The 12701-nt window shown below is 72.2% G+C and carries 1 protein-coding gene (running past one end of the window); it reads left to right on the top strand.

Features of this window, described 5'->3' with window-relative positions:
* A protein-coding gene (locus tag RIF65_RS03665; RefSeq protein WP_309064384.1) for a hypothetical protein crosses the window boundary here: on the top strand, positions 1-12701 show its 5' end (the start). 19054 nt of this gene lie beyond the right edge of the window; the window shows 12701 of its 31755 coding nt (coding positions 1-12701); its start codon is at positions 1-3; its stop codon lies beyond the right edge, outside the window.

Below are 12701 nucleotides of genomic sequence, written 5' to 3' on the forward strand. Positions count from 1 at the left end.
ATGAGCTGGGGATTGGGAGCGGAACGTTCGCGGAAAGCGGCGTTCGGTGTGCTCACGTACGCGACGGCCATCGCCGTCGCCGTGAGCATGGCGCTCCCTCTTGGCGCCCTCCCGGGGCTGGGCGCCCCCGCCGTGGTGATCGCGCGCAGCGCCCCCGACGGTTCCGCGGCGACCACCGAAGAGCGGCCGCACGCCGCACCCGCGCCGGCGGACGAACTCGTCGTCCGGGTGAGCGGGGCAGACGCACCCGTCGACGCCGCAGCACTCCCGAGCACCACCGAAGTCGTCGGCCAGGTCGCCGCTCTGAACTCGCGGCCGTTCGAGGTCAGCGATCCTCCACCGGCATCCGAGTCGCCGGCGCCGGCCGAACCAGCACCGGCCGAGCCCGCACCGGCCGAGCCCGCGCCGGCCGAACCGGCCCCGGCCGAACCAGCGCCAGCGGCCCCCGTGGAACCGCCCGCCGAGGAGCCTCCGGCACCCGCCGTGAGCACGCCCGCCCCTGCGCCCGTGCCGCCCGCGACGACGGAACCCGCACCGGCCGCGGAGCCCCCGGCGCCGTCCGACCCGGTGCCCGCACCGCAGGATTCGGCGCCCGCGACGACCCAGACCGACGGCGCTGAGAGCGAACCGGCGTCGGCGCCGTCCACGGCCACGCCGTGGGTCATCGCCATGTCGGGCTCCACCGGGACACTGATGTTCCACGCCGACGGCACAGTCAGCTTCGGAGGCGTGACCCGATCGCTCGCCGAGATCTCCGCGATCCGGGTCACCGGCACGGCAGGCGACAACACGTTCACGATCGACTTCGGCGGCACGCAGCCGGGCATCCCGGTCTCCTTCGACGGCGCAGCGGGCTTCGACTCGCTGGTGACCCGCGGCGCGGGCGGACTGTCCTCCCGCGCGGTGGATGCGTCCAGCGGCAGCCTCGACTTCGGGTCGACCGTGGTGACCTACACGAACATCGAGCCGATCGTCGACACGACGCCCGGCAGCAAGACGCACGTGCTGACCGCCGGCGACAACGAGGCCGAACTGCTGGAGGACCCCGACAACGTCGGTCGACTGCTGCTGCGCTCGACCGGCGGGCACGCCTTCGAGCAGATCAGCTTCGTCGCCCCCACCCTCGCCGGGGAGGAGCTGCGCATCGATGGCGGAGACGGACACGACGCCCTCGTCGTGAAGGGCGCGCTCGCCCTTGTCCACGCCGCCTTCACGGCCCTGTTCGAGTCGATCAGGTTCGACAACGCGCAACTCACCGCCGGCGCCGTGACCCTCACTGCGAGCGAGAGCAACACCGACGGCAACCCGCTGAATGCGGCGGACTGCACGGACTTCGACGACTTCAGCATCACCGAATGCCTCGACCATGACGCGACCGCGGAGATCGTCATCCAGGACAGCAGCATCACCGCGACCGGCGACATCACGATGACCGCCGAAGCCACGGTGACACCCGACGCCTCGGCATCCACGGCCTACGCCGTGCTGGTGAACTCGGCTGCGCGCATCGATGTACGCGGCGCGTCCAGCATCCAGACCACCGGCGACCTCACCGCCAACGCGCGTTCCGTGGTCGGCCCGTTCACGCTGGTCAAGCAGTACGGCGACGCCGCGATCGTGACCTCTACCGCGGTCTCACGGCTCGGTGGCAGCTCGCTCATCGACGTCGACGGGGCGGCGACCATTGCCGCGACGTCCACCGTCACGGCGGGCGCGACACCGCAGGCCGACGCGTCGAAGCAGGAGACCGCGGGCAGCTACGACGCCGCCGTCGCGATCGTCACCGTCACGTCGGAGGCGACCGGCTGGATCACCGAGACCGCGCGGGCCATCGTCGGCGGGGCACTCGCCGTCAGTGCAGCCAACACCGCGACGCTCGAGGGGATCGGCGACGCCAAGGACGCCGCCAGCGGGGCGGGCGTCGCGGTGGTGCACCTCCGCCAGCTCACCGAAGCCGCCATCGACTCGACCAACCCGATCGGCACGACCGCCGCCTCCCTGGTCGTCCGGGCCGAGCAGACGTCGACCGTCACCGCGCGCTCGAAGGCCGGCAAGGGCGGCGCGACCCAGAACAACAAGCCGGCCAACGGTGCCGACCGCGGCAACGGGCAGTCGTCCACCAGCGACGGCGCGATCGACGTCGCCGGGGCGATCGCCGTCGCCGTCCTCGACAACGACACCCGCGCCCACATCAGCGGAGCGCGGGTCACCACCACCGGCACGCAGGCGATCACCGCGACCGCCAAGAACACCGTCGTAGCGGATGCCGACGGCGGCACCACCGACGGCACCGGCGGCGCCAGTGGTCTTGGACTCGCGATCGGTGTCGCGATCCTCATCGCCGACCTGCTCACCGAGGCGTTCCTGCTGAACGCCCTGCTGCACGCACCCGGAGGCGTCACCGCCACCGCTGCGGAGCCGGCGACCGGAGCGTCCTCGTACACGGCCACCGCCGTGTCGGGGAAGAAGTCGAGCGGGTCGGTGGCCATCGCCGGCTCGCTCGCCGTGCTCAAGAAGGATGCCGTCACCTCGGCGCAGCTGCGCGGGACGGGCTCCTACGGCGGCAGCGCCGTGACCACAGCCGCGCGCGGCAGCCACGCCAGCACCGCCAAGGCGACCGCGAAGCAGGCCGCCGGTGGTGACAACGGCAGCGCGGTCGGTGCGGGCGCCTCCGTCGCCCTGACTCTGGTCCGCACCACCGTCGAGGCCGGCGCAGCGGACGGCGCGGCGGCGGACGGGATCGCGGCCTTCACAGCCACCGCCACCGGGCTGGACGACGCCACCACCGAGACGATCGGAGGCGCCGATGGCGGCACCAGCGCCTCGCTCACCGGAGTCGCCAGCATCGCCGTGCACAACGTCCGCACCACGGCCGTCGTGCTCGGCGGTCCGGCGCTGACGCTCACCGGCACGCTCACCCTCACCGCGGAGCAGACCGCGAAGACGACGACGAAGGCCGTCGGCGCTACCGGTGCCGGGGCGGGCGCCGCGCTCGGCGCGGCGATCGCGTTCGCCCTCACCTCCGCCGACCACGAGGCATCCGCGCTCATAGACCGCGACGTCACCGCACAGGGCGACGTCGCCGTCACCGCCACCGGGATCTCCACGACCGCGACCACGGCCGAGGCGAGCACCACCGGCGCGCCGGGGGAGTCCGGCGGCACCGGCAAGGATTCCACCGGCAAGGACGTGAACGCCAAGTCCGACGACAAGCTCGGCAACGCGTCCACCCGCACGACCGGGGGAGCGGGCGGCGGATCCACCACGCCGAAGGCGCAGAACGAGGACGGCACCACGGTCAGCGTGGCAGCCGCGATCGCCTTCAACCTGGTGCGCTCCGTCACCCTCGCTGTGCTCGGGGACGGCGCGTCCCTCACCACCACCGGCACGGCATCCTTCCGCAGCGCGAACAACACTGACGCCACTGCGACAGCCAAGGGCACCAGCGCGACGTCCGACACCGTCGGCATCGGCGCCGCCCTCGCCGTCAACAAGGTCCGCCTCATCAACCGGGCCGGCCTCGGCGTCGGCGCATCGCTGCAGGCCGCCGGTCTCACCATCTCCGCGACCGTCAAGCAGGTCGAGTCCGATGCGACGCACGCGTTCGAGGCCACCGCCGAAGCGGGCGCGGGTGACAGCGCCGGCACGCTCGGCGTCGCCGGCGCGTTCGCCCTCAATGTCGTTGAGGAGGACACCACCGGGGCGCTGCTCGGCAGCCCCGCCCCTGGCCCGCACCCCGGACCCGACCCGGTGCCCGGTGTCGCGATCGTCGGCGGCGGAGCGGTCAGCATCACCGCCGGCTCGAAGAGCACCGACAAGGCGTCGGCGAAGGCCGCGCAGTCCGGCGGCGCCACTGTCGGCCTCGGCGCCGCGATCGCCCTCAACCTCCCCACTCACCGCGTGTACGCCGGCATCTCGCCCGTGACCGACCCGACCCGTGGCCCTCCGCTCACTGGAGCCGGAGCACTCACGCTCACAGCGACCCACGACGTCGCGCTGACGACTCAGGCGCAGGCCGGAGGCAAGTCGGGCAGCGTCACCATCGTCCCCGCGGTCGCCATCGTCATCGCATCCATCCACACGCGCGCCTCGCTCGGCGCCGGCACCACGGTGCTGAACGCCTCGAGCATCACCGCCTCCGCCACGCAGAAGGTCACCGCGACCACCACCGCCAAGGGGTCGACGGTCGCCGGCAGCTCCGCCGGCATCGGCGTCTCGCTCGCCCTGGCCGTTCTCGACGACATCGTCGCCGAATCCGCCAGCGCTCGAAGCATCCAGACCACAGGCGCCGTCTCGTTCACCGCGCAGCAGCGCGTCGACGTCGACACCAAGGCCGAAGCCGCGACCAAGGGTGCCTCGCCATCGGAGGGCTCGGGCGGGGGCGGCAAGAACGTCAACAAGAAGGCCGACGACAACCTCGCCAAGGCGAACGAGAGCAAGCAGCAGAACGCCGGTGGCGGTTCCTCCACCACCAGCACTCCGAAGGCCGCCTCGAACGAGAACGGCGGAAGCAGCGTCTCGATCGCCGGGGCCATCGCGATCAACGTGGTCGCCAGCACCGCGCGCGCCTTCTTCGCCAACGGCATCGTCGTGCAAGCCGGCGGCGCGGTGTCTCTGACCGCCCGCGGCGACACCGACGCCGCAGCCACCGCATCCGGCGACTCCGCCACCGACGGATCCGTCGGAGTCGGCGCCGGCGTGGCGGTGCAGAAGGTCGACATCGTCATCAGCGCCAGCACCGGCGCCACCACCGTCACCGTCACCGGGCTCACGGTCACCGCCGGCATGCTCGCGGGCGACACGAACGACATCGTGCGCCGCTGGAACGGCACCGCGTGGGAGACCGTCGAGTCGGGCAGGCAGCTGCCCGGCCCGTCGAAGAACGACAAGTACTTCGTGACGACCAACGGCGGAAGCGGCGGCGACGACGGGCTGTACGTCTTCGACGGCTCCGCCTGGAACATCGACACGAACGTCAGCCTCACCGGCACCGTCGACGAACTCCCCGCCGGCGCCATCGACGGCCAGTACTACCTGCTGAAGAAGGCCAAGGACGGCCACCCCGCGGGCAGCGTCTGGAAGCGCGAGGGCGGCGCGTGGGTGTTCGTCACCAAGTACACCGTCAAGCAGAAGGCCGAACTGCCCAAGGACGAGATCGACGAGGGCACCTGGTTCCACCTCACCGAGACGGACGGCAGCAAGGCCGCCGGGTTCTACAAGCGCAACGACCAGCACGAGTGGGTGCACCAGGCCTCGGCGACGCTCGGCGCCGGGGATCAGCTGCCGGCGGCACCCGCCACCGACACCTTGTTCCGCCTCTTCGAGCACGAGATCGCCACCACGGCACGGGCCGGTGCGAGCAAGGCCGACAGCGTCGGCGTCGCCGGGGCTCTCGCCATCAACATCCTCGACAACACCACGCACGCGCTGCTGCCGGCGGGCTCCACCGTCACACTGAGCACCGCTGCGGGCGCCGTATCGGCGCGCAGCAACGAGCGTGACAGCGTCACGGCGACCTCGCGCGCCGAGGTCGGCTCGGCCACCGGAGTCGGCGCCGCCTTCGCCCTGCAGGTCATCGACGGCAGCGCCGTGCGCGCCGAGGTGCAGGACGGCGCCACGGTCACCGGCGGCATCGGGCTCACCATCGCCGCCTCCGGTCTGCGCGACATGAGCACCAAGGCCGAGGGCGGCACCGAAGGCGGCACGGCGGTGACGCCGGTGGTCGCCCTGGTCGTCAACGTCGACGACATCGTCGTCGCACGGCTGGGCACCGCGGCCTCCGGCTACACCGGCACCGGCGCCCTCGCCGTGACGGCGACACACACCCTCTGGGTCGCGACCGAGGGCAAAGCGGATGCCGCGGGCAAGAGCACCGCGGTCGGTGCCGACCTGGCCATCAACGCCGTGGTGGGGTGGACGACGCTCGCCGAGCTCGCGCGCGATGCACGGGCGAGCAGCGTCGAGGTCGTCGCGGCGTCCGAGGCGCGCACCGAAGCGCGCTCGGTCGCCAGCGCGAAGGGTGCGGAGGAATCCGACTCCAGCGGCGACCAGAAGTCGAACGAACAGGTCAACGGCGCGAACAACCCGAACACGCAGAACACCAAGGACTCCACCGCTGGACTGCCGAGTGCGAACGGCGGCACCAACGGTTCCAACGGGGCGAACGGGGCGAACGACGCCCAGGCCGAACAGTCCGGGCAGTCCGGATCGCAGCAGAGCAGCACGACCGCGGTCGCCGCCGCGGTCGCCGTCAACTGGCTGGTCGCCACCTCGACCGCCCGGATCACCGACGTCGACGTGACTGCCACCACAGGTGCCGTGACCGTGCGCTCGACCCTGTTGCTCACCGCTTCCGCCTTGGCCGTCGGCTCGGCGATCGACCTCGACTCCGGCGGCACGAAGGTGGGCGCCACGATCGGCCTCAACGTGCAGGACGCCGACAACCTCGCCACGATCGGCGCGGGGGCGCACGTCACAGGGCAGACTGGCGTCACCGTCGCCGCACTGCTGCCGAACGGCGCGCGCAACGAATTCGTCGTCTGGTCCTTCGCGGCGGGCGGCGGGAAGAGCACCTCGGTGGCGGGCAGCGCCGCCGTGCAGATCCTGTTGCTGACCACCGAGGCGCACATCGGCGCCGGCGCCGATGTCGACGCGCCGAACGGCGACGTCACCGTGACGGCCGGACAGTCGATCGGCCTGCAGAACCTTGCGATCTCCGGCGCGCTGTCCACGAGCTCCGGCGCCGCGATCGGCGGCGCCTTCCTGGTGAACTTCCTCGAGATCGGGACCAGGGCGTGGGTCGCCTCCAGCGGCGTCACGCCCACCCGCGTCGACGCGAGCGGTGCGGTCGCCGTCACGGCCAGCAGTCGGCTGGTGCCGCTCGTGCCGAAGGTCCCCGAGCCGGTCGCGGGCAAGATCGACTGGCTCACCCTGACGAACGTCGCCATCGCCGGCGGTGCGAGCGCCGGAGGCGCCGCCGTCACCGGCGCATTCATCGTCAACATCCTGAACTTCTCCACCCGCGCCTGGATCGCGGCCGGAGCGCAGCTGAACCAGGAGGGGCTCATCGGCGGCACCGGCCAGCACGTCACCGTGCGTGCCGAGGATGACCTCGAGATCGTCGACGTCGGCGGCACCCTGTCGCTGAGCAAGGACTCCGCCGGCGTCGGCATCACCGTGGTCGTCGAGATCTCCAACTCCGACGTCCGCGCCTGGATCGCGGATGCCGTCGCCGTCCGCGCCGGCGGCTCCGTGACCGTCGAGGCTCTCTCCACCGAGGACTGGTTCGTCCTCGCCGTGGCCGGGGCTGCCAGCGCCGGATCGGTCGCCGCGACCGGTGCCGTGCTGGTCGTCGTGGCCAACCAGGGCGGATCCGCCCCGCAGGTGCTGGCCGAGCTCGGCGACGCCCTCGTCGCCGCGAACGACGACGTCACCGTGCACGCCGGGAAGACGACTTCCGCGGATCTCGCCGGCGGCAACCTGTCGGTATCGACCAGCGGCGCCGGGGTCGGCGCGTCGGTGACCGTCGTCGTCCGCGACAACCACGTCAGGGCCCGTGTCGCCGACGGCGCCGATGTCCGCGCACGCGACGACCTGACCGTCGAGGCGGAGCAGACCGGCCACTACGTGCTCCTCGCGGTCGGCGGTGCGGGAGGTCAGTCGGCCGGGGTCGGCGGATCGGTCACCGTCACCGTCCTCGAGAACACCACCACCGCCGAGATCGGCGACAGCGTCCGGGTGAACTGCGCCGGCGTGGCGTGCGCGAACAGTGCGCCCGCCCTCACCCAGAACGTCGTCGTCACGGCATCCGACCAGCTCGACCTGCTCGCACTCGCGGGCGTGCTCGCCGTCGGCGGCACGGCCGGCGTCGGCGTCGGCGTCGACGTCCCGTCGGTGCACACCACCACGGCGGCGTCCATCGGATCGTCCAGCATCGTCCGCGCGAACGGCGACATCGTCGTCGAGGCACGGTCCCGCGTCGATGCGAAGTCCATTTCCGCAGGAGGCAGCGGCGGTGGGACCGCCGCCGTCACGGTCAACGTCACCGTCCCGGTGATCACGATCCTCACCACCGCCACCGTCGGCTCCGCGGCGGACCTGCACGCCGGCGGCAACGTCATCGTCTCGGCCGACTCCGCGCTCACCCTGTTCACCATCGCCGGGAACATCTCGGTCGCCGGCACCGCTGCGATCGGCGCGGGCGTCGCCGTGCCCGTCGTGACCAAGACGACCACGGCGACGATCGGCGCGAACGCCCGTGTCACGTCTCTGGCCCTGCCCGGCCACATCACCCACGCCACCGTCAACGCCGGCAGCTACGCGACCACCGGCACCGACACCCGGTTCGACCCGCGCGGGACGCTCGGGGGCTGGCCGGTGCCCTTCCCCGGCAGCCCGTTCGACGGCAAGGGCCTGCAGGCCGACGGCGCGACCATCAACCTCGGCTACAACCACGGCTTCAAGTACGGTCAGCAGGTCGTCTACGATGCCGGCGGCGGCGCACCCATCACCGGGCTGACGGACGGCGGCACCTACTTCATCATCCCGGTCTCGGCCACCGCCATCCAGCTGTGCACCAAGCGCGGCCCACCGGTGACGGCCGGCTCGTCCGAGTTCAGCTGCGCGCCCGGGTTCGCCGTCACCGGCCTCAGCCTCCCCGCCGGCGTCATCATGGGCGAGAACCACCGGTTCGTGCCCACCACAGAGCCCGGCGTCGCGTCCGACGTCTCCGCCCGGTTCACGGCCGAACGTGCCGTCCACGTCGGTTCCAACTACATCGTGCTCCCGTACGTCCTGTACGAGGACGACGGCGTCACCCCGATGGTGCTGCGCAACGGCGACCCGGTGATCTACAGCGCCGGCGGCGGCACGCCGATCGGCGGGCTGGTCGACGGCGCGACCTACTACTTCTTCACCGCGAACCCGGCCGACCCGGTGAACCTGAGCCACGTGCAGCTGGTGCGCACGAAGTGCGAGGCCACAGGCAAGAAGGACGACTGCAACACCTCCGCGGACATCGCCCGCGGCACCCCCATCGACCTCACCTCGACGGGCAGCGGACGCTCGCACAGCCTGGTCCCCTCCGGGATGCTGCCCGCCGGCCCCGGAGCCGAGCTCGGACCGCAGGTCATCCACAGCCCGGTCCGCACCGGCTTCGGCGGCGTGGCGGTCACGGCCTCCAACAGCGACTACCTCGGCTCGATCGGGGTGGCAGCCGGCGGCGCCGGCACCGCCGCGGTGAGCCTGTCCGGCTCGGTGGCGGTCGTCACCGTGCACACCACCGCCACGATCGGGACCGGCGCGAGGATCAACTGCGCCGACGGCGACCTCGCCTGCGGAGCGAACGCCGGATCGGCTGACGGAAGCCAGTCCGTGCTCGTCTCCGCCGTGAACAGCTTCCGCACCCTCGGCATCGCCGCCTCCATCGCCGTCGCCGGAACCGCCGGGGTCGGCGCCTCCGCCGCCGTCCGCGTCGTAGAGCTGCACACCGACGCGTCGATCGCCGCGAACGCCGTCGTCAACGCCCGCAACAACATCGAGGTGCGCGCCGACGCCCGCACCGCCATCGTCTCGGTGAACGCCGCGGCAGGCGGTGGCACCGTGGGCGTCGCCGGCACCGTCGGCGTGACGGTGGTGAAGGAGTTCACGAACGCCTTCACCGGCACCGGGGTGACCCTGCGCGCCGACAACAACATCGGCGTCTTCGCCCACAGCACCTCCACCCTCATCCTGATCACCGCGTCGATCGCCGCCGGCTACGTCGGCGTCGGCGTCGGAGTCGGCGTGGCGATCATCGAGAAGACCACCCGTGCATTCCTCGGCAGCGGCAACACCGTCATCGTCAAGGCGCAGGGCGGCGGGCTGTCGTCGGCGTCGAACGGCACCATCGCCGGGGGCGGGTTCCCGACGGCACTGTTCCGCGGGCTCGCGGTGCAGTCCTCCTCCTCGGAGCGGCTGTTCGGCCTGGTCGCGGGCATCGGCGCCGGGTTCGTCGGCGTGACCGCCAACATCGGGGTCAACGTCTTCACTGTGGTGACGCGGGCGTACATCGACGCGACCACGACCGTGAACCAGGGTGCGGGCACGATCATCGCCGGGGTGAACGACGCCCAGGCGGTCACCGTCGTCGCGACCGACCGCTTCGACGCGGTCACCTTCGCGGGCGGCGTCGCCGGCGGGTTCGTCGGGGCATCGGGCGGCATCGACATCGGCGTCGCGTCGATCACGGTCAACGCTTCCCTCGCAGCCGGCACCGACATCTGGGCCAAGGCCGCCGTCACGGTGAAGGCGCTCGCGATCAAGGACGTCCAGTCCTACGCGGTCTCCATCGGCGGCGGCTTCGTCGGCGTGGCCGGCGCCGTCTCGGTGTGGGCGATCGGCACCGCACCCACCGCCTCCTACTCGACCGATGCGCACGGACCGCACCGCGGCGCCTGGAACGGCACCGCCGCATACGCCGCCGGCGACGTGGTCACCTTCGGCGGGCAGACCTGGATCGCGAAGACCGGAAGCACCGGCGTGCAGCCCGGCACGGATGCCACGAAGTGGCAGCAGGATCAGCCAGCCACCGCCACGAACGGCGAGGGCACCAACGGGCAGCAGCAGGCCGACCAGGTCGCCTCCGGTAACGGCAGCAACGGTCCGGCCCCGGCATGGAACAGCGGCACCGCGTACGACGAGGGCGACCAGGTCACCTTCGATGGAGTCCGCTACCAGGCGACCGCCCACATCGCCGCCGGTCAGGCCGACCCGGAGAACAACCCGAACTGGTACGCCGTCAAGGACGGCTGGAAGTCGGCGCTCGACGGCGCACCTCAGGACTCCACCCCGGCGTTCGTCCTCGGCAACGCCTACGCCGCCGGCGCCTACGTCCGGTTCGGCGGTCACCACTACCGCGCGAAAGTCGCCATCGCGAACGCGAACCTCGCCCCGAACGCGGATGCCGCGCGCTGGGCGCTCGCGGACGACGACTACCGCTTCCGGGTGTACGGGGGAGCGGCGGCATCCGACTCGAGCGTCAACGGCTCCTACACGGACTCCACCCCCACCCAGGACCGGTTCGCCCAGCCCGCCCCGCCCTCGGGCGTCACGGCAGGCATCTACGGCACCGTGCACTCGATGCTCGCGAACGTCGAGGTGGGCGCGCACGAGCAGGCGGACGTGTTCGTCCTCGCCGGGGCGGTCGCGGGCGGCGCCGGCGCGATCGGCGCCGGCATCGCGATCCTCACCGTCGCCGGAAACGTCGACGCGGGCGTGTACAGCGGGGCATCCGTCTCCGCCGCCGGCGCGATCCGAGTGGAGGCCACCCTCGTCGAGGACATCGAGGTCATCGCCGTCACCGGCGCCATCGGAGTGGTCGCGGTCGCCGGGCAGATCCTCGTCCTCACCGACACCTCCGCGGTCACCGCGCACATCGACACCGGCGCCACGCTGCCGCGGGCGAGCGGCGGAGTCCTCGTCACCGCCGACGCCGCCAAGACGATCGCCGGCTACGCGATCGGCCTCACATTCGCCGCCGCAGGCGCGGGCGCCGCGGTCTCGGTCATCGCCGTCTCAGGCGACACCCGCGCCACCATCGGCGCGGTGCCCATCGGGACGGTCGGCAGCGTCGGCACGGTGAACGTCACGGCGACCGATCACTTCACGCCGACCGCGTGGGCCGTGGGCATCGTCGGCGGCATCGTCGTCGGCCTCAGCGGCGTCGTGGCGGTCATCGAGTACTCCGGCACCACCCGCGCCTCCTCGCTCGCGACCTTCACCGGCGCGATCGGCGCCGTCACGGTCCGCGCCCTCGGCGACCGCGACCCGCTCGCCGCGCAGACCGTCAACGTCGCCACCGGCGCCCTCGCCGTCGGATTCACCGTCAACATCGCCACGCTCTCCCGGCACACCGAAGCCGAGCTCGGCGGCTCACTGACCTCGTCCGGCGCGGTGCTCGTCGAAGCCGACGCTGTGAACGTCGTCATCGCGAACACCCCGGGCATCACGGTCGGCGTCGCCGCGATCGCGGCGATGATCCCCATCGCCACCGTGTCCGGTCACACCACGGCGACCCTGAGCGGGACGATCCTGGGCTCGGCGAGCACGACCGTGCACGCGATCGCCGAGAACCGGGCGAAGGCCGACGTCCTCGTGATCGGCATCTCCGGCGTCGGCGTCAACGTCGCCTTCGCGCAGGCGACGATCGCCGACAGCGCCGACATCATCGCCGCCGTCACCTCCGGCGCCTCCATCGCCTCCTCCGGCGCCATCGCCGTCACCGCTGAGATGAAGGGCACGAACGCCCGCAACGAGGCGATCGCCGAGGGCGAGAACGTCGCTGCCGCCCTGTTCGCGTCCGGCGCCGTGTTCGCCGCGCAGGCGCACGTCGGCGGCGCGCTGAAAGCCGCCCTCGACGGCGACGTCACGGGATCCGCGTCCGTCACGGTCGCGGCCACCGGCCGCAACTACGCCAAGGCCGACCTCATCGTCGCCGCCGGCGCCGGTCTTGCCGGCATCGCCGTCAGCATCGCGGATGCTGAGGTCACCTCCGCCGCGGTGGTCGAAGCTTCCTCGACGGACCCGGACGGCGACCAGCAGATCTCCTCCAGCGGCCAGATCTCCTTCACCGCGACCTCGGCGAACACCGCTGCCACCACGACCGGCATGGGCGCCGGCGGTGCGATCTTCGGAGCGGCCGTGTCCGTCCCGACCGCCCTCGT

Source organism: Microbacterium sp. (genome assembly GCF_031180975.1).
Lineage (GTDB): Bacteria > Actinomycetota > Actinomycetes > Actinomycetales > Microbacteriaceae > Microbacterium.